Consider the following 22,075-nt stretch of genomic DNA (forward strand, 5'->3'; position numbering starts at 1 on the left):
GTTGAATAGCGGGCAAAAAAAAGCCGCTTTGATTGAGAAAACGGCAAGCACTCAGGTGCATGATCAATGTCGTCGGGATACGCAGAAGAGATATCGATAAACTGACGGCATCGATTGGTTATTATTGTTATGTTGTGGAGACGAAACTGGTTATTGAGCCGGATACGTTTTGTAACGAACGCCCATCATCTGTTCCATACAGTGAATCACCTGACCACTGTAGCCAAATTCATTGTCATACCAGATATACAAGACACAGCGAGAATCCTGAGCAATTGTTGCTGCACCATCGATGACTCCGGCATAGCGCGAACCGACTAAATCCGTTGAAACAATTTCAGTGGATTCGGTGTAATCAATTTGTGGTGCCAGCGGTGAATTCAGCGCGATATCTCGCAAGTAGTGATTCAGTGTTTCTTTGTCAGTCTCAACTGCCAGATTCAGATTGGCAACGGCCATCGATACGTTCGGGGTTGGCACTCGGATCGCATTACCCGTGAGTTTCCCGGCAAGTTCCGGTAGTGCTTTTGCAACCGCTTTAGCCGCACCGGTTGAAGTCAGAACCATATTGAGTGAAGCACTTCTTCCACGACGTTCACCAGGGTGAAAGTTATCAATCAAGTTTTGATCGTTGGTAAATGAATGAACGGTTTCAATGTGACCCGATAAAATCCCATACTGTTCATGAACGGCTTTTAATACCGGCGTAATGGCATTGGTTGTACAGCTTGCAGCAGAAATGATGATGTCATCAGGCTGAATCGTCGATTCGTTGACCCCGAAAACAATATTCTTCATCTCACCTTTGCCCGGCGCTGTCAGAAGTACTTTGGCTGTGCCTTGACATTGCAAATGCTGACTTAAACCTTCTTGATCACGCCAGACCCCCGTATTATCGACAATGAGTGCATCATGAATCCCATAATCGGTATAGTCGATGTCTTGAGGCTGGTTGGCATAAATCACCTGAATATAGTTGCCATTGGCAATGATCGCTTTACGCTCATGATCAACGGTAATACTGCCGTTGAACAGGCCATGAACCGAGTCACGACGTAATAAGCTGGCTCGTTTCTCCAAATCTCCGTCTTTTCCACCGCGCACCACAATCGCCCGTAAACGTAACGGATAACCGGGGCCACTTTTTTCGATCAGCAGGCGTGCCAGTAAACGACCAATTCGCCCGAATCCATAAAGCACGACATCTTTTTGGGCGGCTTTAGGTGTGCTATTCAAAGCATCGTGCAGTGATGTTTGTAAATAGTCCTTCAGACCCGATTCATCATTGTGGGTTTGCCAGTATCGATGAGCGAGTTGGCCGATATCGATACGGCTCGGACTGAGTTCGAGCGCTGCAAGTTGTTGTAAAATAGGGAGTGTTTGTTGTAAATCGAGGGGAGAACCAATATAGCGACGGGCGATTCGATGTGTTTTAATAATTTCAATCGTTGCTGCGTTGATCAGCGTTTTACCGAATAAAATGATTTCAACCCCGCGGCTCCGGTATAGCTGCCCGATAAGGGGAGACATGGATTCCGCGATCGTTTGGCCAGCGTGCCAGTCGAGTTGATGTTTCTCTGGGCTCATGATTCAGGGACCTTTTATTTTGTTTACGTTGAGCTTAAGTTCATACCTGAGGTATGAATTCAGTCATCACCTGTGACCAGAGATTGTCTATTCCCAACAATTGTCTGTTGCAAGGGATGGCTGTTGTTATGGATTTTTATGGGGGGCGATTTTAATCTGAGTTGTTTTATTTTCCTAGTAAAAATAAAACGACATATTTTACTGCAAATAGAGAATAAATTAGTTTTTTGAATGGCAAAAAATTGATGCATATCGGATGGGAAAGTGAGTTGCAATGCTGTGTGGATTCAAAACGATGCATCGGCAAAATTCATTTGATGAGTTGCTTGTGTGCTTTTTGGGGGAGGAAAGAGAGGATTAGCAGCGTCGGATGAGTATCGACGTCAGGCCCATTGCAACACAGCGTACAGCTGAATGTATTTACGCACCAATTGCTGATCTTTGGAGCGTCTGAGCGGGTGACCATACTTAATATAACAAGGTGAAACCGCATGACAGGTTTCTAAATGTTGGCTTAATCGTGAGTCACTTTCATGCAGAGTGATGCCTTGGGCATTGTACTCGGCGAGCTCGTCCGGTAACTGCCCCATCCACCAATAGAGTAATTCCCGGCTGGTGGCTCGACGCGAAATCCAGTGATCTGCCAGCAGCAGTAGCAGATCTGAGGGTTGAATTGCATAAGCATATTCTTCTTTCCAAAGGGTAATATCTTGAACAAGTTTTTCCCGGCATGTCTTTCCGGCACTGACAAGATGATGCGTTAAAATCCACACGGTGCCTATTTCTGAGGTCACACGAAAATGATGGGGAAGTTCATGGTGAACATGCAGATCGATCGGCATATATTCACAAGAATGGCCGAATTCAATGAGTGTGCGGGCGAGTCGTCTGGAAAATGCTTTGGCAAGGTGATGTTCAGTCATTCCCTGATTATGAATTGTCGGATAATGTTTTTCACATAACTTTAGACAGTCAGATTGAAACTCATTGACACTTTGAATCAGGATATCCAATAACAAGATTAACACTCCTTGTAAGCACAAAACTCAGCGTAGCATATTTTATACCGAACTCGACTTTTTTTATGCTTTCCGGGGCGCTATTCGACTAAAAATATTAAGTTTTTGTGATGTTTTCGGCGCATTTCAATTGACTAATTTGGGCGAGGGAGCACCGAATAAAATAGGGTTAATCGACAATACTCATTGAAATGTATTGCATTGAAATGCGTATGGTTCAATAAATTAGAATGAGTTCATCAATTTATTGAGGTGTTCGATGAAATATTTATAAGAAATACTTATTAAAGAAAGTGAGGATATACCAATTTCTACTATAAATACTATTGGAGCAACAATGGTTTTCTATTTGGAAAGCATTGTTATGGGCAAATAGACCGTCAGGAAGGGCAATATGAGCACTGATGTTAAAAACTATAATCTTGTCGCTAGGTGCATACACTGGCTATCGGCAATTGTGATTGTGGGTATGTTTGCTGTTGGTATTTGGATGGTTGATCTGTCTTACTACAGCACTTGGTATCACGAGGCACCTTTTTTACATAAATCTGTCGGGATACTTTTGGCACTTTTGACTATTTTCCGAGTGATTTGGAAGGCCTCAACCGTCTCACCAAAAGTGACAGGGTCTCGTTTTGAGAAAATTGCATCGAAAGCTGTTCATCATACGATGTATCTTGATTTATTTATCATTTTTATCTCCGGTTATCTGATTTCTACAGAAGATGGCCGAGGCATTGATGTATTTAATTGGTTTACCATTCCCGGCGCTGGCGCACTGTTTGAAGGGCAGGCGGATCTGGCTGGGGTTGTTCACGAAATCGCAGCTTGGACATTGATCATTATGGTTGTACTGCATGTCTTGGCAGCCCTACAACATCACTTTATTTCCAAAGATGATACGTTACGAAAAATGATAGGAGCATCTAAATCATGAGAAAGACATTACTAGCAACAGGGTTGGCACTAACGACAACTTTATCTTTTGGTGCAACTGCTGCCGATTATGTTATCGACACAGAAGGCGGTCACGCGTCGATTAACTTTACCGTGAGCCATCTGGGGTACAGCTATATTCAGGGACGCTTCAATCGTTTTGACGGCACATTCTCTTATGATCCGCAGGATATCAAGGCATCAAAGGTTGAGGTTAAGGTTGATACAACGTCTCTGGATTCAAACCACGCAGAGCGAGATAAGCACCTTCGTGGCGGGGAATTTATTGACGCAGGTAAATATTCAACAGCAACGTTCAAAAGCACCAGTATTGATGATCAGGGCGATGGTGAATTTACGATCAATGGTAATTTGACGCTGCATGGACAAACGAAGCCAATCAGTATCGATGCAGAACTCATCGGCGCAGGCCCTGATCCATGGGGAGGCGAGCGTGCTGGTTTTGAAGGGACGACGACACTACAGTTATCTGACTTTGGTATCAAAGCAATGGATATGGTTGAAACCGTCGATATGCAGCTTTATGTTGAAGGGATTAAAAAGTAAGTCATTTTCGTTATGACAGATAACGTTACGATAGATAAACAAAAGCCTCTCATCCGAGAGGCTTTTTTGATCAAGTGTTCAATTATCGATGATTCAATCATCGATTCGCACGTTCATAAACGACTAGGCATCACTTTTAAGTGCGTCAACTTGCGGCATGGTGTCTGTTTTTGGTTGATTCGGACGGCTGAAGACAAACCAGTTACCTAAACCGACAAGGAAAGCGCCACCGACAATATTGCCCAGAGTCACTGGGATCAGGTTGGCAAACACAAAATGAGAAATCGTCAGATCAGCATATTGACTGGCATCGATACCGATAGCGTGCCAGAACGTATCCGGAGCGAATGTCTGAATCGCAATGCCTAATGGCACCATAAACATGTTGGCAACACAGTGTTCAAAACCTGAAGAAACGAACAGGGCGACAGGTAAAATAGTCATCATGGCTTTGGTTGCTGCATTTTTTGAACTGAATGTTAACCAAACGGCAAGACAGACTAACAGGTTACACAAAATGCCGAGGGTAAAAGCTTGAATAAAAGTGTGGTGGAGTTTGTGTTGGGCAACATTCAGAACATTGAGGCCCCATTGTCCGTGAGCGCTACCGTATAAACCCGCAGCCATCACTAATACCACCAGTAACATCGCACCTAAAAAGTTACCCAGATAAACTTTACCCCAGATCGTTAGCATCTGTGTGGTATTCACTTGTCGATTTGCCCGGGCAAGAATCGTGAGTACAGAACTGGTAAAAAGTTCTCCGCCACATATGACAACCAGAATCAGTCCCAGACTGAAAGCGATACCACCGGCCAGTTTCGCCAACCCCCAAGGGATATCAGCAGAGCCTGTTGTGACTGTGATATAAAATACAAATGCAAGCCCGATAAACAGGCCAGCCATCATCCCGAGTCCTAAAATCGTCCCTGTTGATTTCTTGGTTTTACTCTGCGCGTAATGTTCTGCTTCAACCATCATTTCAGCAGGCGTTAAGTAATCGGTGTTGTTCGCCATATGGGCTCTCCAGATATAACTCAAAGCGTTTAAATTGTGTGCTACAGCACATTCCTGTGCGTAGAGTACCTAATTTTACACCATACGGTAAATCGGTAATTCTGAATATAACTATCAATTTGATTGATAGTTGCCGGAAGCACCGTAAAATGAAGTTGTAGTGGAGACTCAATAACGATAGGTAAATCGGTGAGATATACATTAAAACAGATCGCTGTCTTTGACGCGATTGCTGAATACGGCAGTGTCAGTCAGGCTGCGGATTACTTGTCTCTGACACAGTCTGCAACCAGTATGTCTTTGTCACAACTGGAAAAAATCCTGGGGCGCTCATTATTCGAGCGACAGGGTAAACAGATGCGACTGACTCACTGGGGAGAATGGCTGCGTCCACGTGCAAGGCGTTTGCTGCAAGATGCCCGACAAATTGAGACCGGTTTTTTTGATTTACAGCGGATCAGTGGTGATCTGACGCTGTGTGCCAGTCAGACACCAGCCGAACATTTACTTCCGGAACTGATCAGTCTGTTGGATCATCGTTACCCCGATGTGCGGATCAAAGTCAGTGTCAAAAGTTCACATAATGTCATTGAAGATGTTCTGAATTACCGCAGTGATTTAGGTATTATCGAAGGGCGTTGTGATGATCACCGACTCTGTCAGGAGATTTGGTGTAGTGATCAACTGATGATTGTTGCCGCTCCCGATCATCCGTATGCGAGCCTACCTTCGGTCAGTTTCGAGTTACTTGCGCAAGCACGCTGGGTGTTAAGAGAACCCGGATCGGGGACCCGGATGGTGTTTGAAAGTGCTATCCATCCTTATGTTGCTCAGTTGGACGTCTGGCGTGAGTACGATTTTGTACCGCTCCTGTGCAGCCTGACAGCACATTCAGATTATTTGACCTGCTTGCCGTATCTCGAAGTCAAACCGTTAATTGAAGCAAACCAGTTAGTTGCCTTGAATGTACCTGAATTAAAGATGGATCGGAGTTTGTCTTTTATCTGGCGAGCCAATGTAGGTGAACATCCATTAATCGACTGTATCAGAGCAACCGGCCTGAACATGGTCGAAGGCCGGTCTCTTCTGCGATAAACAGACGCTTTGCTGCCCGGCGCGGCAGCCGCGTTTGTTGACGTTAGGTATTGCCATTTGCCATTGTGACAATCCGTTTCAGCGTTTGTCTGAGGAGCTTCGGAATACAGGCGACACCGCGTTGCTCACAATAAGAAACAATTGCGAGGGCTAAATCAGGTTTTGCATATTTCTTGAGTACCCGAACGACCACTTTCTTTGCGGGAATTGGGTGGTCGTGTGGAATTCTAAGCATATCTTTAAAGAAAAACTCGAAGCCGTGGTTATATAAGAAGTGTTCGATATCGCGGTCGGGGAGTTCGGTCAGCCGGTGTAAGATCTGATCATGTCCCAGTTGTGCGTGGACGGTGGCTGCATATTTCTTACCGGCTGAATCTCCGTCAGTGACCACATGCCAGTCGATACCGAATGCTTTGGCGACTTTAATCAATGATTTGAGACCGGATTGAGCAAATTCGATGATTTGTATCCCTTCAGCCATCAAATCATAACCACATTGGCGAGCCAGTTCACTGAACAGCCAGACCTCGGTTTCCCCCTCGACCAATAGCCAGCAGCGGGCGAATAATGCGCTGGAACGATGGAAGCGTATATGAAAACCGATACGACGCAGATCGTCCTGAGACAACATTTTTTCCGGGACAGACATTGCTTTGGTCCGGTCTGTCATTCTGACCAATCGCCTGATTGAATAGAGTGGCACCGCCGCGAGCAGCTCCCCACTGTTCGTTGTGAGAATTTTTTGCATTGGTAACAATTGTAAAATCGTCCAGGCCCGTGCTAAATGTGTCGGGTGTAAGCGGCCTTCCGGATCTTCAATAATGAGAATTGGCCGGGCACATCGGCGGAGATCGGTCGGGCCTTTGGCTTGTAGATAAGTGTTCAGCAAGCGCATTAATAACAAACGACTCTGACGATTTTTAGTTTCTTCAATATATTGAATGAACGTTTTTTCTGATGTCGGTGAGGCATACACCAGACTGGTTCTCTCAAACATCGGTTTCTTTTTACTCCGACTTTTGAATGAGAAATAGTGTTCAACCAATGAATTCATTGAATTGAGGCTGCTTTTTATCTCCCCTTTATTCACGAGTCCGGGGGTTGCCAGCAAACGGCGACAGGTGTTGTCGATTCTTTTCTCTATTCTGGCGTTCTTACTGTGATTGTTGCCATTGGTAGCGTCTTCGAAATGTCGTGAGTCCCTGAGACGCAGGACGGGATGAAGGCTGCTTAACTCTTGGGCGAGTTTTTCTGAATGGTGCAATCTGAGCGGTTCGCCATCCTGATCAAGAAAGTGGTGGACGGTTGTGATGCGATCGTGTTCTCTGGTACCACTGATTCGATAAATAATCCGACTGAATCCCCGGGGCGCGGGTTGCCAGATTGGCTTCAGTCTACGATATCGTCCGGATTTCGGCTCATTTTTTTCAGTTGTGATAAAACAGAGCACAATTTGTAGATGTTGGGTCTGTGGTTGAGACACCGCGTAATTGACATGAAAGTCCTGAAGTGAAAAATGATACAGACTACCGTCAGGTGGAAGGGCAATACTGAGTGCGTCCAGCAGGGAAGACTTTCCCCAAGTATTTTCTCCGATTAAAGTGGTGAGCGCTTCTAAACTCAGCGATAAACGACGGATTCCTCGGAAACCGGATACTTCGACTCGCTCTAAATGCATAGGCATCTTCCCAGAGAGATGGCTCTTAGGGTAAGAATAATATAAAAAGCCAGAAATACGAGTTACTTACATCACAGATGATGAATATCGGTGATGTGACCGCTTGAAAGATGAAAAAAGTTTGAACTCTATTTCACAAACGGAGATGAATCTGTCATGCTTTTCTATCCATGATACAAAGGGAAATGCTTGAGTCTATGCATCACCATCACCAGCCACTGTCCATCACAATCGCGCACTTAAACGACACTCATTCATACTTTGAGCCTTCATCATTGCAGCTTGAAATGACCGTGCATCAGGATGAGATTTCACCGTATGTCAGTGCGGGGGGATTCGCCCGAATCGCAACGCGCGTCAGTCAACTGAAGGATGAGGCCCAAAATCGTGATCGTCCTTTTTTATTACTGCATGGCGGAGACTGTTTTCAGGGCACCCTCTATTTCTCCCTGTTTAAAGGAGAAGCGAATGCCACTTTGTTGAATGCATTGGGGGTAGACGCGATGGTGTTGGGTAATCATGAGCTGGATCTGGGCAATGAACCGGTCGCTCGGTTTGTGCGAAATATTAATTTTCCGCTTTTAGCGGGCAACTGGGATCTGAGTCAGGAGCGGCCGGATAAACCATATCGATTGTCTGATCAAACTAATGTGTACCGATATGATGTTCAGCAGCAAACTGCCCAATGGTTGGTGCGGGAATATGAGCAAGATGCTGTGGCGATCTTTGGGCTTTCGCTGGATCGGATGAATGATATCTCAAATCCGGATGCGGATACGCCGTTTGTCGCCGCATTGGCGGTTGCCCGTCGGACAGTAAATGCAATTCAACATAGTGGCATCAATAAGATTATTTTACTGAGTCACCTTGGGTATGAAATAGACAAACAACTTGCCGAAGCGGTCAGCGGCATCAGTTTGATTATTGGCGGGCATAGCCATGTTTTACAAGGTGACTTCTCGGATATTGGGCTGGAGACGGCCGACCCGTACGGGATCAAAGTCGGAGAAACTCATATTGTGCAGGCCGGATGCCATGCCTTGGCGCTGGGGCACTGTCATATAGATTTTGATGCCGCAGGCAACGTGGTGCGTTTTCAGGGCAAAAATGAATTGTTAATTGGTCGGCGTCTGTTTGTCGATGCGGCCAGACAGTCTCCTGGCAGTGACTGGCGGCATCAACATGCCTGTGATTATCTGGAACAACACCCGATGGTGTATGTTTGCCGCAAAGATCCGCAAATTCAGGATATATTGAACCGGAATTACCTGCCGATAGTACGTCAACAGCAAACCAAAGCAGTGATTCATTTGGCACAACCCTTATTTCACACCCGGATCCCCGGGAAAAATGGCGGAAGTGAAATCGCACCGTTAGTCGCCCGGTCATTTCATTATGCGATGGGTAAACGAGGGTATCCGGTTCAGTTTGCGGTGCATAATGCCGGAGGCGTGCGTTGCTCTTTATCGAGTGGTGTCCTGACGGTTGCCGATATTGCCGGTCAATTATTGCCATTTGCCATTCCTATCGGCGTGTATTACGTCACCGGTGCGACTCTCAGGGGTCTATTGGCCGGTGCGATTGACAATGCGTTGGGTTATCGGGCAGACAGTACCGGTACGGGAAGTTATCCTTATTGTTATGGTCTTGATTTTCACTATCAGGCTGACATGCCGCCGGGAGATCGGATTCAGGCCTTGAAGATTTATCAAAATGGTCACTGGACATCTGTTGATGATTCAACGGTTTATTGTGGAACATCATCGGCTTATACGATGAAAGGAAAAGAAGGATATGAAGCCATCCTTGGTATGGTTCAGCCCGGTATTGTTTCGAATATCTCAATGGCCGATGCTCTGATTGAGATGTTTGAAGATAAACCTGAATGGCTTGAAGCCACTGTCGAAGCACAATTTATCAGCTAGTTTCATCCGTTTCATGTGCTGAACATCATTCTGGCATTGTCTTTGCTTGTTTGATGGTGTTGAAATAACCTCATCGGTGAGGAGGAAATATGCGGCATAAAGATTGGTTTGATGCGCTGGTGGTTGCCAGTTGGATAAGTATCTGGTCCTTACTGGTTTATTTTCTACCCTATTCGGTTGTTTAAATCAGTTGCTCATTCACATGAATAAATGCTATTAAGCAGCTATTGAAATTGAAGAATAGCTGCTTTTAATATGGTGCTTCCCGTTTTGAGCAATGACGCTTGATTATTTTCCTGTCAGACCATCGCGTATGATTAAAATAACCGCCTACAAGTTTGGAATCGATATCTCATTTTGATTAGTATTCTGCAAAATCTCCGAAAAAAACATCCAGAAATAGTCAATATCTTATTAATTCTGCTTGCCTAAATAAGTGAGCGCTTTAAGATCAGTTGGTTGTTTTTCATATCTTTGCTAGGTATATAATCATAATGACTACACAAAAAATAAGTGAATCTATCTCGGTTATTTCTAAGGTCGGTTTTTTCCTTGGTACCGTAATAATACTGATATATTGCTCAATGATTGGGTTCTATCCTCAAGGTCTCACGTTAGGTGACGGGGTATTCATTGGCTTCGTCTTTCTCTCGTTCGGATTCTTAGCCACATTATTCATCTTTTTATTTTCGATCTCGTCTTTATCATTGATCAATGCACTGATTTTTCTGTTTCGGCTGCCATCGTTTGTCTTTAAAACGTTGTCGATGACCAAGAAAGAGAAACATCTGCGTGGCATGGTATTTGGCGGGATGCTCAAAAACTTCATCAAAGACCATCATATCGGTTCGATCTCTTTCTTGGGATTGGTTTGGTTGATTCCACTGATTTATATTCTTTGTCAGTATGCGACGGTCAGAGATTCAGACTGGTTTGCAACCCTCTTGATGTTTACACCGCTGTTGTATTGTGGCATCGCCTGTAAGATGTATCTCAATCATAAAGAGAAAAATATTTTTAATAGTCTGGTGACGCTATTTATTTTATTAACACCTTTTATGGTAATACCCGGATTATTTAAATATACCTTGTATACCGCGATGGAAAATATTGGTGTCAGGGACAACCATGTCTCTCTTTATATCAATAATCAGTATGTTCCGGTTGTGAATAACATTATCAGTAAAAATGATCTGAGTGACTATCAAGTGACGAATATTGATGGCAACTTCAGTAAAATTGATAATGTTGATGTTATTTTTACAGGGGCAGGGAACCGAAGCCTTCTGAGACTGGCGGATAAACGTGTGTCGGTCGACTTTGTGTTACCGTCGGATGCTTTTTATACCGAAAAATCTCATTTGAATCATGACTTGAATCGTCTTATTGCAGCGATTCAAGCGAATAGTTCGGATGCGTTTAAACAGAATAAGGCTTCATTTGATTATCACCACATGGTGTTGAACTTTGGCTCGTATGGTTATTTTAAAGTCGGAGAGTACACCGTCTCACCTCGGTTTGAAACCGCGATTACGTCCATACTGAATCCATTATTTGATGTCCTTTCACAGTATCCGGAACAGATTCAATCTCTGGAAGTGATCGGATTATCCAGTCAGGAATGGAAAGGTTCAAGAGATGATCTGGATGCTTACAAGTATAACTATGATCTGTCTGTGAAAAGAGCGTTAGCGGTGTCTAATGTCTTGTTTGAAAGTGAGATGTTACAGCCATACGGACAGTGGTTGAGTGATAAATTGGTCATTCGCGGTGAGTTATCCCGACAAGATGGGCGGGATAAGAAATCAGACCGGAGAGTGATTATCAAATTGAACTTGAAGCAGTAATTCTTCTGTCCTGAGTCAAGAGAAAAGGTAAAGAAAAACCCCGGTGTCAGAGAATGGCGCCGGGGTTTTTTATTGTATCGGATTCGCTTTATTTTTTACGGGTATACTCGGCGATAATATACATCGACTGACCGTTTGCTTTTCCTGAAACCAGCTTCGGATCATCGCTCAGGCTGATGCCACGAACGACCGTCCCTTGCTTAATGACTTGAGAAGAGCCTTTGATCGGTAAGTCTTTAATAATAGTGACGTCGTCACCTTTTTTAAGTTCGACACCATTGACGTCGCGCGGTTTCTCCGCATCATCATCCATGCCGATCAGTGCCCAGTTAGCAACATCTTCTTCCAGATACATCATATCCAGCAGATCATGAGCCCAAGCTTCAGATTCTGATAAACGCTTTAGTTGACGCCATGCCACGACTTGCACGGCTGGTGTTTGATTCCACATACTGTCGTTCAGACAACGCCAGTGGTTCGAATCAGCCGTTTCCGGGTTCTCAATTTGGCTCTTACAGGTGTCACAGAGCATCACTGCATGATCGACTGTAATTTGTGTATGAGGTGCAACAACAAATGGTTGAAGCTGAGCGGTAGAGGAACAAAGTTCACATTTTGATTCACAACGTTCAAGCAGCGCTGATTCTGTTGCCATATGATTGGACTCCTGTAAAAAGAATAAGGGCGTATTATCCACTTCGTGGCAACAATTTAAAGTTTTTTATCCATCAAGATGATGTTTCAGCAACAATGGCGGAGGAAAATAACTGTATCAATGAGATACCCAAATTCATACATATGAATATCGTTTGCTGGCGTCGGCTATGCTTATCATGATACTTTTTGAGCGAAAACTTCGGTTCACTCACCTCTGTTTGATTTGTGAAAGGTAGATTATGCGTATCTGGAAAAGACCGATTGATATTGATTTATTGAATCAAACTTCAGTCAACACCATGATGGAACATTTGAATATTGTTTATACGGAAGTTACCGATTCAACGATATCGGCAACGATGCCGGTTTGTCATTTTACCCATCAGCCATTGGGAATGCTGCACGGCGGTGCTTCCGTGGTACTTGCTGAAACATTAGGCTCGGTTGCGGCGAATTGTTGTGTTGATGAAGGTGCTTATTGCGTCGGGTTGGATATTAATGCCAATCACATCCGGGCAGTCAGAAGCGGGACGGTTACGGGGGTCGCTCAACCCATGCATATCGGTGTATCGACGCAAGTATGGCAGATCAATATTCATGATGAGCGGGATCGGCTAGTGTGTACCAGCCGTCTGACCATTGCCGTTAAACATAAAAAATAACAATAATATGCGGACGAAGTTTGCAGAATCGGGGAAAATAGGAAATTATAGAACTATGGATAGCATCATCAATTTCCCCCTTTATTTTTATGAGTAGTCCGAGATTACGTGTCCAGTTTGAAACCTTATTCGAACACTTTGAAGGTCAAAATACGGAAGTCCATTTAGAAGATGTGACGGATATACTGTTTTGTACGCGCCGTAATGCCCGTATTGTTTTGAATAAGATGGAAGAAGAAGGTTGGATCGAGTGGCATCCGGCGGCTGGCCGGGGCAAATTATCGCATCTGATTTTTAAACGCAGTCGGAATGATGTCAGTGAGAATCTGGCCAGACGATATCTTGAAGAAGGAAAATTTGGTCAGGCGTTCTCCGTACTGGATCAGAATGCTGATAAACTGACTCAAGTCATTCAAAATTATCTTGGCGTCCAGCATCAGCAGGGGCGGCAAGTTGTTCGTCTGCCTTACTATCGTCCGTTATCGATGCTCAATCCTCGTAAACCGATGCGGCGTTCTGAACAGCATATTGCCCGGCAAGTTTTTAGCGGTCTCACAACCTTCGATGAGAATGAAGTTCTTCAGCCCGATCTGGCACATAGCTGGCAGAGTTTGTCTGCATATCATTGGCGGTTTTATTTACGTCCCGGTGTCCGGTTTCATAATGGTCAATTGCTGACATCAGAATTGGTGGTTGACAGCCTTTGTGAATTGCAGCATTTCAGATTGTTCCATCATATTGAAGAAGTATCATCGCCCGGAGATTGGGTGATTGATATTCATCTGAATAAACCTGATTTGCGTCTACCGGTTTTATTGGCTGAAACGTGTGCAAGAATTGTGACTCCTAATGTTCAGCAAGACAACGAGTTTGACATCATGCCAATTGGTACCGGACCATTTAAAGTGGTGATTAATGATGACAAGCGATTGATTCTGGAAGCATTTGATAGTTATTTTGGTTATCGTCCGTTGCTCGATCAGATTGAAGTCTGTGTCATTGATGAAGCAGACTCTTCTTTGGTTTTTCCAACCTTGAATACCCCCCTCAGGTTGAGACGTGGCGCGTCTCGTGAAGATGTCGATTTGGATCCGGGATGTATTTACCTACAATTGAACCGTAGAGATGGGATTGCCTGTGATCGTGTGTGGGCTGAATATCTGAGTAGTAAACTGAGCGGACTCAACTTGTTTGGTCTTTTACCGGAAGAAACGGTTGTAACCTGGGGAATGTTGCCGGCTCACGGGTTGAAACCAGGGTGGTATCACCATCGTCCCTGTCGCCAAATCATTCTCCCAGAGATAACGCGTCCGGTTCGGATCGCTTATCATGCCAAGCATCCGATGTATCCCCATTTGGTTGATGTGATTCAGACTTTGTTGACGCAAGATGGTATTCAGGTTGAACTGAGTACGTATGAACATGGCGTCGTCGATGTAACCCAAAAGATTGATATCTGGATAAAAGCCATGGGTATATCAAACCATCGCGATGATGCACTGGCGGGGTGGCTTTTGGATTATTCCGATGTCAGTCAAACCAGTCAGCCTGAGGATTTCGCCGGTTGGCAGCAGTTGATTGATTGCTGGCGGAGCGAGCCTGAACAGCCATTTCCGGCAAGAGAAATCGGTAAGTCTGTGATTGAAAAATATCAAATTGTTCCCCTGTTTCACAGTTGGTTCGGTATTAGTCATGACCAGTGTGGCGCATTGCAAAATGCCAAATGTAATGCGCTGGGATGGTTTGATTTTGGTCGGGTATGGGTCAAACCGAAGCTGGATTGAGCATCATCCATCATGTTTCGGATGTGTTTTTTACTGCGGTTTGGCAAAGCGGCGCAAAATGATATGCCATCAGTCAACATGTGCCCGTTATCAACATGCGGTCTTTTTGTATAATGCTTGAATAACGACGTATTTAATGGTGGCAATTTATCGATATTGAGCCTGAGTAGAAGTTCATGAGTTTCATCAACGAGCTTGAACAAATATGCATTTTAAATGTATATGGTTTTTAACCTGCGTTTAAGAAAATAGCTTAAGGATACTGATTTTGCATAGTCCTATTACATTAGAAGCGCTTTATATTCTCGATGCGATCGAACGACGTGGCAGTTTTGCTGCGGCGGCACATGAGATGAATCGCGCACCAAGTTCCCTGAGTTATCAGATTCAAAAATTGGAGCAGGATCTCGATATCATCATTTTTGACCGCTCCGGTCATAAGGCCAGTTTTACTGATGCCGGACGATTACTACTGGATCACGGGCGACAAATTCTCTCTGAAACCGACAAGCTGGTAAATGATGCAACGGTGCTGGCAAATGGCTGGGAGCTGGATTTGACGCTCGCTTATGATGGCATTATTCCCGTGGATAATTTTTTTCCGCTAGTGGAAGCTCTCGGCAATGTGAGTAAAACCAGAGTTCGGCTTCAAGAGGAAATTCTAGCGGGATGTTGGGAGTCGCTGGCATCGGATCGTGCCGATCTTTTGATCTGTCCTCGTCTTGAAACCATGCCTCATGATGTCAAAGTTGAATCATTGGGATCAATGTCAATGGTCTGGGTGGCCGCAACCGGACACTACGTTCATAAACGGAGTGGTGTGTTTGATGAAAGTGCTCGCCAGAAGTATCGGATTGTTGCGATTGCAGATACTGCCAGAGAGCAACCACCACTGAGTGTGAATATACTGCAAAAACAACCGCGGCTGACTGTGACAAATTTTGCGGCTAAGTGTCAGGCGATTACATCCGGGCTTGGGATTGGGACACTACCACAACAGGTAGCACAGCCCCTGATTGATGCGGGTAAACTACAAATCATTCACGGTACGGAAAAGAAAGATGCAGATTTAGTGCTGGCTTGGCGTCGGAATAAAATGGGTGAGGCCAAATCTTGGTGTATTCAGTATCTGAAAAAACATTGGGACTTACTCAATTGAAGAGTTATATGACATAGCAAAAGCGAAAAAGAATAGAGTCGCAGACAAGCGACTCTGTTTTCGTTTGACTGTCATCATTCACTCGCTTGCGATAACAACAGTTGCATTTCTGCTGTCCCATCTTCGAAATGAACTTCCACATGAAATCCGAGTTTCTGAGCCAGTGATAACATCCCTTGGTTACTTGGCATGGTGATGCCTGATATTTGTTGCGTTCCTTTATTTGTACAATAGTCGATAATTTTTCTCATCAGAATGCGTCCCAATCCCAGACCTTTCAAGTCGGAGCGAATTAGAATTGCAAATTCTGCATCACTGTTGTCCGGTGCGATTAATGCGCGCGAGACACCGATAATCTCGTGTTCAGGAGATGAGCGAACCGCAACAAAAGCCATTTCCCGGTCATAATCAATCTGAGTCATATTCGCTAAAGCTTCATGGTTGAATTCACCCACTTCCGTAAAAAAGCGTTTATACAGATCCTCTTTGGAGACCTTACTGATGAAGTCCGCATGATCGGGTTCGTCTTCCGGCAAAATCGGGCGAATCAAAATGGATTCTTGGTTTTTCATAACCACCTGTTCTTCCATCTCCGACGGATAGGGACGGATAGCTAACCGCTGTTGCGCGTCACCGTGGTAAGGTTTGAGATGCAAATCGGCATCCAGAATCGTAAATTGATGGCCATTGACCAGCAGGGGATGAATATCTAATTCATGAACTTCAGGACACGTTTCGATGAATTGTGAGAGTCTCACTAAAAACTGAGACAACCCGTCAATATCAATCGGTTCCGGAAGTTTTTGCAGGCGGATTTTATTGTTCTTGATCGCTTGGACGATTAAATATCTTGCCAACGTCATATTCAACGGAGGCAGGGCCGCTTCGGCATCTGTTGCTTCTTGCCATTCTGAGCCTCCTTGTCCTAGAAGAATTACCGGGCCGAAGGTATCATCATGTTTGACTTTGATCCGCAGTTCCTCGCCGCCAGCGAGTTTTGCCATGCCTTGCACAACTAAGCCATGAATCAGTGCTGCCGGATAAGACAGACTCACCCGATCGAGGATTGCCTGTGAGGCGCTTTCAACTTCGTGACGATTCCTGAGGTTGAGCATGACACCTTGTACATCGGATTTATGTGCGATATCCGGTGAGCGTAATTTGACCGCAACCGGATAACCGATGGTTTCGGCAATATGGACGGCTTCGCTACTATCTTGTGCCATCCAAGTGGGGAGTACATTAAACTCAAAACAGGTCAGTAAATCACCGATTTGGTGAGTATCGAGTAATGTCGCTTGCTGATTCGCAAGATGGAGATGTTCTTGAATCCACTTTTGAGCCTTGTGAATTTTTTCTGGTGGAAGAAAATCAGCAGTCGTTGGTGTTTCCATCAATTGCTTTTGATTTCGCTTGTATTCAACCATGTGCATAAATGCGGTCACTGAACTTTCCGGGGTTCGGTAAGTCGGAATCCCGGCTTGATAGAATCGTTGCCGAGCCGCTTTAGCGGTGAGTTCACCCGACCAGTTGGTCAAAATGTTAAACTGGCGGCTGCGTGGATGTTGATTTAAGGCATCAATCACGGCTTGAGCCGTCTGTTCTGACTCTGCAACGGCTGAAGGACAATGCATAATTAAAATCGCATCGGCAATGTCTGAATCTAATACGGCATTCAGTGCTGACACATAGCGTTGATGCCCGGCATCCCCCACAAGATCAATGGGGTTAGCGTGTGACCAACTTGGCGGTAGACACTGATCGAGTTTGTGCATGATGTCATCATCCAGCCGTGCTAACTTGCCACCACATTCGAGTAAGGTATCAATGGCCATAATGGCTGGCCCGCCACCGTTGGTGATAATTGCCAAGCGCTCACCGCGGAGTGGGAGAGGGTGAGTTAAGGTTTCCACTGCGGCAAACAGTTCATGCGTGTTATGAACACGCAACATACCGCTACGCCGAATGGCAGAGTCATAAATAATATCGAGGGTATCGATACCTCCGGTATGTGCTTTGGCCGCTTTTCTACCTTCCAGCGTTCTTCCGCCTTTCAATACCAGAATTCTCCGGTTCCGCGAAGCTGCCCGAGCCGCAGAGATAAATCGTCTGGCATTCCGAATCGTGTCGATATAGAGCAAAATCGCATCGGTGTGACGATCTGTACTGAGATGATCGAGCAGATCATTGAAATCAATATCTGACGCATTGCCCAGAGAAATAAAGGCAGAAAAGCCAATCTGTTTTTCATTGGCCCAGTCCAGAATGGTTGTACACACTGCCGCTGACTGAGAAATAAAAGCAATATTACCTTTCAAAGCAGGGATCGGAGAAAAAGAGGCATTAAATGAGATCCAAGGGAGGATGATCCCCAGACTATTTGGGCCAACAATCCGCATATTGGCTGCTTTTGCGATAGCAAGACACTGTTGTTGAATCTGATGATCTTCTGGATCATTGCTGTACATATCTGAAGATAAAACCACTACATAAGCGACTTTTTTCTCGGCAAGCTGGTGGAAAAGCGAAATATTTCTTGAGGCGTGCGTACATAAAACTGCGATATCCGGTATGATAGGCAGTGAGTCGATTGTTTTATAAGCCAGTACACCACAAACAGAAGTATAACGGGGGGTGACCGGCATGACCGTACCATCAAAGTTACCGCTGAGCAGGTTTTTCATTACCACATGACCAGCTCGTAGTGGACGATTAGAGGCTCCAATGACGGCAACGGATCTGGGTTTTAAAAAATGAGACAGGTTGTTCATTTTTATTTCTCACATCAGCAAGGATATCCGTCTGATTATACAATTGGATTGATGAAAGCAGGGATATGAAAAGCAAAACTTGGATATTCGCTTAATATTGTTTAATACTTTGTGTTTTATATCACATGTTATTCATTTGAATTTATTACCTAAACTTGATTCTAGACTCGGCTATGGGCATGATTGATACACTCTTTATGAAAGGCACGAAAACTATGGAAAAAAAAGTCATTCTCGGTTTGTCTACGTTACTGCTGGCGGCATGCTCTTCTGGTACTTATGTAACGGATGTGACAACTGAAAGCTACCAGGAAGAATATCCCACGGCCAAAATACAGCAACCGGTGGTTTCTCAGCAGGGAAAAACCGCTGAAGGTGTGACAGAGATGAATGTGGTTCGGACGATAGAACCATCTAAAAAAATGTCTCAACCGAGTCAGACCGCTGTGACGATTACTCCGCCAACAGCAAAACAGGTGGCAATGAATCCACGTTTTGGTTACACCATTCAGGTGGTTGCCGTTGGTACTCAAAGTAAAGTGGATAAATTTTCTAGCAAGCTTCCCAAAGATGGTCAGCCTGTTTGGGAAAACTACAAAGTCGTGAATGGGACGAAGTGGTATACGGTCTTATACGGTGATTTTGCAACGCGTGCTAAAGCGCATCAGGCTATTCAAATGCTGCCGGCTGAATTCCGTCAACTCAAACCTTTTGTGAAAAGTATTGACGCCATTAAAAATTCAGAATATCCGACTTTAAATAAGCTTAATTAAATAGAAAAAGGGCCCTAGGCCCTTTTTTTGTGTAACTTTTTTGTATAAATAAAGAACGGTTAGTATCTTAAAGAAAGATAAGACTACAACTTTATCTGGAATTATCTATGATAGGGGCGGTTTAAACTGAAAGGAACTGTGGAAGAATAATGGACCGTATCAATATATTATTGCTTTGTGGTGGTGGTTCATCAGAACATGAGGTGTCATTGGTTTCTGCGGATTATGTTCAGGAACAGCTCCAAACTAATCCTCGCTTTGACGTCGAACGTATTGAAATGAAACGTGACGGATGGTTCACCGAAGACGGCCATTTGGCATATTTGGATACCAATACTGCAACACTGAATACTGATGCCAGTCGTCAGAAAATTGATTTCGTGGTGCCATGCATCCATGGTTATCCCGGAGAGACTGGCGATATTCAGTCGATGCTTGAACTGGCTGCCATTCCATATCTGGGATGTGGTCCCGAGGCCAGTTCAAATAGCTTTAATAAGATCACCTCGAAGCTTTGGTATGATGCGCTAGGCGTACCCAATACGCCTTATTTATTCTTGTCTGAATTCATGGACCAGACGATCGCACAATGTGAAGAAGCATTGCATCGTTGGGGAGCTTTATTTGTCAAAGCTGCTCGACAAGGTTCTTCCGTTGGGTGTTACAAGGTCACTGATTTAGCGCAATTGCGTCAGTCTATCACCTCGGCATTTCAGTTTTCGGATCAGGTTCTCGTTGAAAAAGCAGTAAAACCGCGAGAGCTAGAAGTTGCTGCTTATGAAATTGGCGGAGAACTTCATATTTCGGCACCGGGAGAGGTCATTGCCCCGGCTGACGCTTTTTACACCTATGAAGAGAAATATAGTCAAACCAGCCACTCTTATACCAAAGTTGAGGCTGAAGGTCTTACTACTGAACAACTTGCCTCCATTCGTGAATACAGCGAGAAAGTATTTCGCCACATGAAACTTCGACATCTTGCCCGAGTTGACTTTTTCTTGACCTCGGATGGAGAAGTTTATTTGAACGAAGTGAATACATTCCCAGGAATGACACCAATCTCAATGTTCCCGAAAATGTTAGAAAACAATGGCCATCATATGGCAGATTTTTTAACAGATTGTATTGAGCGCTCATTGGAACAAGTCACGACTTCCAAGGCTTAAACGATTTAAATTGTTGCATTCCAATTTCAGCCTGGCGATGCTTTCCAACGTACTGAGAAGGCATCACTGGGCTTTGCCAGCGACCAAAAGACTGAATTTCTTTGATTTTCATCCCTTGTTGATAGAGTTCTTGTGTTGCCCCGATGCGGGTCGATTGACCTGAAAATTTAAGATGGGCAATCCCAAGTCGCTCTCCGGCACCTCTTAAAATTCGATAGATCGATGAGTCATTCAGTTTTTCAATCCCGATGTTTTGATGACGATCGATCGAACGAAAAACATAAGGTGAAGCGTGGATATCAATCAGCTGATACCAGCGGTGAACGGCTTCTGAAGCCTGTGGAGAAAGTTGATAACTATTACCTCTGAGTTCAACCTGTACTTCAGTGGCTGAGTGAAAGGTGAGCTGTTCAACGCGGAACTTTCTGAGTTCGACTCGTTTCAGTATGCACTCAAACATCAGATGATAGATGGCAAGATCTCGAATATCTTTGGCCGCTTTCGATGTAGCAAGCTTTGTATCGAGTTGCTCAAGATGTTCTCGACCTAACGCATCTGCTTGACTATTATCGCCTTTTTTCTCTGTTCTTAAAGACATTAGGAGTAAACGGATTTGATGATTTGTGATTGGATCCGGATACCCAAGCAATTTATGTAGTACAGTTATAGTGACGCTGTAACGACGTAAGGTTGAAAACTTCCTCTCTCGGGACTCCTTTTCAAGAAAAAGACGAATCATATCCGGAGATGCCGGATAAGGAACAGCATGCTTATGCTGACAAAATTCGACAAATAAATTCCAGTCTTTAGCCATCGCAAGTAAAGAACTGTTTGAATACTGATGTTGTGTCAATTCATCGAGTTGTTCTTTACCGATAAAAGTACAAAGCCGTTTGGTATAATCTTCAATTATTGTCTTTTTTGTGATTAGTATTGGTTTTTTTAACATTTTAATGCACTATAACTAGGTTATTAGCCCTAAATATACTTGATCATGTGTCGATTACAATTAATATTAAATGGAAATACATAAAAGGGCTGAGTAGACATATGGCTGTTGCAACATACCGAGGATTTACCCTCAAATCTGCCGGTCAATCCAGTAATGTCTGGCGAGTAAAAATCAAGAATCACATTCTTTCCGGTAATAAAACAGCGGTGCAGAAGAGTATTGATTGGTGGTGTGATACTGCTTCGATTATTGATCCCAAAGAATTTTCCAACATCGAAGTAAAGAGAGAGCAACAGACAGCGAAACAAGTGCAGTTTGCTGGCTTTACTCTGAAAAATGATACTGGTGAGCCGAATGATTGGTACTGTATATTCAATGGTCGGCTACTTAAGGGCTCCAAACTCGCAATTGAAAAGCACATTGAAAAAACAATTATAGAACTCCGTCAGGCGAAAGCAGCGGCAGCAGCAAAGAAGTAAT

Annotated in this window: 17 protein-coding genes and 1 pseudogene; 11 read left to right on the top strand and 7 right to left on the bottom strand. The window is 44.2% G+C overall.

From position 1 onward, the window contains the following. Positions 1 to 150: 150 nt before the first annotated feature. Together MKS89_RS18170 and MKS89_RS18175 are read right to left on the bottom strand one after the other, a co-directional pair. Complete coding sequence (locus MKS89_RS18170) at positions 151 to 1,587, bottom strand: glyceraldehyde-3-phosphate dehydrogenase (protein WP_072959781.1); 1,437 nt, start codon at positions 1,585 to 1,587, stop codon at positions 151 to 153. Positions 1,588 to 1,970: 383 nt separating this feature from the next. Further along, on the bottom strand, positions 1,971 to 2,606 hold the full coding sequence (locus MKS89_RS18175) for a hypothetical protein (RefSeq protein WP_072959778.1): 636 nt from the start codon (positions 2,604 to 2,606) through the stop codon (positions 1,971 to 1,973). Positions 2,607 to 3,000: 394 nt separating this feature from the next. Here MKS89_RS18175 and MKS89_RS18180 point away from each other — a divergent pair, with 394 nt between their 5' ends. Continuing rightward, the gene (locus MKS89_RS18180) at positions 3,001 to 3,543 is read left to right on the top strand and encodes a cytochrome b (RefSeq protein WP_021019305.1); all 543 of its coding nucleotides are present in this window, start codon (positions 3,001 to 3,003) and stop codon (positions 3,541 to 3,543) included. Further along, the gene (locus MKS89_RS18185; protein WP_072959775.1) at positions 3,540 to 4,109 is read left to right on the top strand and encodes a YceI family protein; all 570 of its coding nucleotides are present in this window, start codon (positions 3,540 to 3,542) and stop codon (positions 4,107 to 4,109) included. Before MKS89_RS18180 ends, MKS89_RS18185 begins: the two co-directional genes overlap by 4 nt. A gap of 132 nt (positions 4,110 to 4,241) precedes the next feature. On the opposite strand, the pseudogene focA reads toward MKS89_RS18185, so the two are convergent. Further along, positions 4,242 to 5,126 (bottom strand): annotated as a pseudogene (gene focA, locus MKS89_RS18190) (formate transporter FocA); the annotation flags it as partial. A gap of 189 nt (positions 5,127 to 5,315) precedes the next feature. Here focA and MKS89_RS18195 point away from each other — a divergent pair. Next, entirely contained in the window at positions 5,316 to 6,221 is a 906-nt protein-coding gene (locus tag MKS89_RS18195) for a LysR substrate-binding domain-containing protein (protein ID WP_072959771.1), read from the top strand. 43 nt (positions 6,222 to 6,264) lie between these two features. On the opposite strand, the gene MKS89_RS18200 is transcribed toward MKS89_RS18195, so the two are convergent. Further along, entirely contained in the window at positions 6,265 to 7,899 is a 1,635-nt protein-coding gene (locus tag MKS89_RS18200) for an ATP-dependent endonuclease (protein ID WP_072959768.1), read from the bottom strand. A 197-nt stretch (positions 7,900 to 8,096) separates the two neighbouring features. Between MKS89_RS18200 and MKS89_RS18205 the strand changes: the two genes are divergently transcribed. Both MKS89_RS18205 and MKS89_RS18210 read left to right on the top strand, forming a co-directional pair. After that, the gene (locus tag MKS89_RS18205) at positions 8,097 to 9,824 is read left to right on the top strand and encodes a bifunctional metallophosphatase/5'-nucleotidase (protein WP_072959765.1); all 1,728 of its coding nucleotides are present in this window, start codon (positions 8,097 to 8,099) and stop codon (positions 9,822 to 9,824) included. 584 nt (positions 9,825 to 10,408) lie between these two features. After that, positions 10,409 to 11,671 (top strand): OmpA family protein, encoded by a 1,263-nt coding sequence (locus MKS89_RS18210; RefSeq protein WP_072959763.1) that lies wholly within the window; start codon positions 10,409 to 10,411, stop codon positions 11,669 to 11,671. Between the two features lie 88 nt (positions 11,672 to 11,759). On the opposite strand, the gene MKS89_RS18215 is transcribed toward MKS89_RS18210, so the two are convergent. Beyond that, complete coding sequence (locus MKS89_RS18215) at positions 11,760 to 12,326, bottom strand: PhnA domain-containing protein (RefSeq protein WP_072959760.1); 567 nt, start codon at positions 12,324 to 12,326, stop codon at positions 11,760 to 11,762. Positions 12,327 to 12,567: 241 nt separating this feature from the next. Here MKS89_RS18215 and MKS89_RS18220 point away from each other — a divergent pair, with 241 nt between their 5' ends. The 3 genes from MKS89_RS18220 (at position 12,568) to MKS89_RS18230 (ending at position 15,933) form a co-directional block, all read left to right on the top strand. After that, complete coding sequence (locus MKS89_RS18220; RefSeq protein WP_072959758.1) at positions 12,568 to 12,990, top strand: hotdog fold thioesterase; 423 nt, start codon at positions 12,568 to 12,570, stop codon at positions 12,988 to 12,990. Between the two features lie 89 nt (positions 12,991 to 13,079). Then, positions 13,080 to 14,774: an SgrR family transcriptional regulator gene (locus tag MKS89_RS18225; protein ID WP_072959755.1), complete on the top strand. Its 1,695-nt coding sequence runs from the start codon at positions 13,080 to 13,082 to the stop codon at positions 14,772 to 14,774. A 268-nt stretch (positions 14,775 to 15,042) separates the two neighbouring features. Then, on the top strand, positions 15,043 to 15,933 hold the full coding sequence (locus tag MKS89_RS18230; protein WP_072959752.1) for a LysR substrate-binding domain-containing protein: 891 nt from the start codon (positions 15,043 to 15,045) through the stop codon (positions 15,931 to 15,933). Positions 15,934 to 16,007: 74 nt separating this feature from the next. On the opposite strand, the gene MKS89_RS18235 is transcribed toward MKS89_RS18230, so the two are convergent. Next, positions 16,008 to 18,704 (bottom strand): bifunctional acetate--CoA ligase family protein/GNAT family N-acetyltransferase, encoded by a 2,697-nt coding sequence (locus MKS89_RS18235; protein WP_072959749.1) that lies wholly within the window; start codon positions 18,702 to 18,704, stop codon positions 16,008 to 16,010. 215 nt (positions 18,705 to 18,919) lie between these two features. On the opposite strand from MKS89_RS18235, the gene MKS89_RS18240 reads away from it, so the two are divergent. Together MKS89_RS18240 and MKS89_RS18245 are read left to right on the top strand one after the other, a co-directional pair. Then, complete coding sequence (locus MKS89_RS18240; RefSeq protein ID WP_072959965.1) at positions 18,920 to 19,477, top strand: SPOR domain-containing protein; 558 nt, start codon at positions 18,920 to 18,922, stop codon at positions 19,475 to 19,477. 149 nt (positions 19,478 to 19,626) lie between these two features. Next, a complete protein-coding gene (locus tag MKS89_RS18245; protein WP_072959746.1) occupies positions 19,627 to 20,643 on the top strand; it encodes a D-alanine--D-alanine ligase in 1,017 nt (338 codons plus the stop codon). Here MKS89_RS18245 and MKS89_RS18250 read toward each other — a convergent pair. Beyond that, positions 20,624 to 21,592 carry a tyrosine-type recombinase/integrase gene (locus MKS89_RS18250; RefSeq protein ID WP_072959743.1) on the bottom strand — a complete coding sequence of 323 codons (969 nt, stop codon included), beginning with the start codon at positions 21,590 to 21,592 and terminating at the stop codon, positions 20,624 to 20,626. The genes MKS89_RS18245 and MKS89_RS18250 overlap by 20 nt on opposite strands. A gap of 101 nt (positions 21,593 to 21,693) precedes the next feature. Between MKS89_RS18250 and MKS89_RS18255 the strand changes: the two genes are divergently transcribed. Further along, complete coding sequence (locus MKS89_RS18255) at positions 21,694 to 22,074, top strand: DUF3319 domain-containing protein (RefSeq protein WP_072959740.1); 381 nt, start codon at positions 21,694 to 21,696, stop codon at positions 22,072 to 22,074. Position 22,075 lies beyond the last annotated feature (1 nt).

It is taken from the genome of Vibrio gazogenes (genome assembly GCF_023920225.1).
Taxonomy (GTDB): domain Bacteria; phylum Pseudomonadota; class Gammaproteobacteria; order Enterobacterales; family Vibrionaceae; genus Vibrio; species Vibrio gazogenes.

Excerpts from the sequence above, each read along its gene's own strand:
- MKS89_RS18170 (WP_072959781.1), bottom strand. The coding sequence starts at position 1,587 with ATGAGCCCAGAGAAACATCAACTCGACTGGCACGCTGGCCAAACGATC.
- MKS89_RS18180 (WP_021019305.1), top strand. The coding sequence starts at position 3,001 with ATGAGCACTGATGTTAAAAACTATAATCTTGTCGCTAGGTGCATACAC.
- MKS89_RS18185 (WP_072959775.1), top strand. The coding sequence starts at position 3,540 with ATGAGAAAGACATTACTAGCAACAGGGTTGGCACTAACGACAACTTTA.
- MKS89_RS18200 (WP_072959768.1), bottom strand. The coding sequence starts at position 7,899 with ATGCATTTAGAGCGAGTCGAAGTATCCGGTTTCCGAGGAATCCGTCGT.
- MKS89_RS18205 (WP_072959765.1), top strand. The coding sequence starts at position 8,097 with ATGCATCACCATCACCAGCCACTGTCCATCACAATCGCGCACTTAAAC.
- MKS89_RS18210 (WP_072959763.1), top strand. The coding sequence starts at position 10,409 with ATGATTGGGTTCTATCCTCAAGGTCTCACGTTAGGTGACGGGGTATTC.
- MKS89_RS18215 (WP_072959760.1), bottom strand. The coding sequence starts at position 12,326 with ATGGCAACAGAATCAGCGCTGCTTGAACGTTGTGAATCAAAATGTGAA.
- MKS89_RS18220 (WP_072959758.1), top strand. The coding sequence starts at position 12,568 with ATGCGTATCTGGAAAAGACCGATTGATATTGATTTATTGAATCAAACT.
- MKS89_RS18225 (WP_072959755.1), top strand. The coding sequence starts at position 13,080 with ATGAGTAGTCCGAGATTACGTGTCCAGTTTGAAACCTTATTCGAACAC.
- MKS89_RS18235 (WP_072959749.1), bottom strand. The coding sequence starts at position 18,704 with ATGAACAACCTGTCTCATTTTTTAAAACCCAGATCCGTTGCCGTCATT.
- MKS89_RS18240 (WP_072959965.1), top strand. The coding sequence starts at position 18,920 with ATGGAAAAAAAAGTCATTCTCGGTTTGTCTACGTTACTGCTGGCGGCA.
- MKS89_RS18245 (WP_072959746.1), top strand. The coding sequence starts at position 19,627 with ATGGACCGTATCAATATATTATTGCTTTGTGGTGGTGGTTCATCAGAA.
- MKS89_RS18250 (WP_072959743.1), bottom strand. The coding sequence starts at position 21,592 with ATGTTAAAAAAACCAATACTAATCACAAAAAAGACAATAATTGAAGAT.
- MKS89_RS18255 (WP_072959740.1), top strand. The coding sequence starts at position 21,694 with ATGGCTGTTGCAACATACCGAGGATTTACCCTCAAATCTGCCGGTCAA.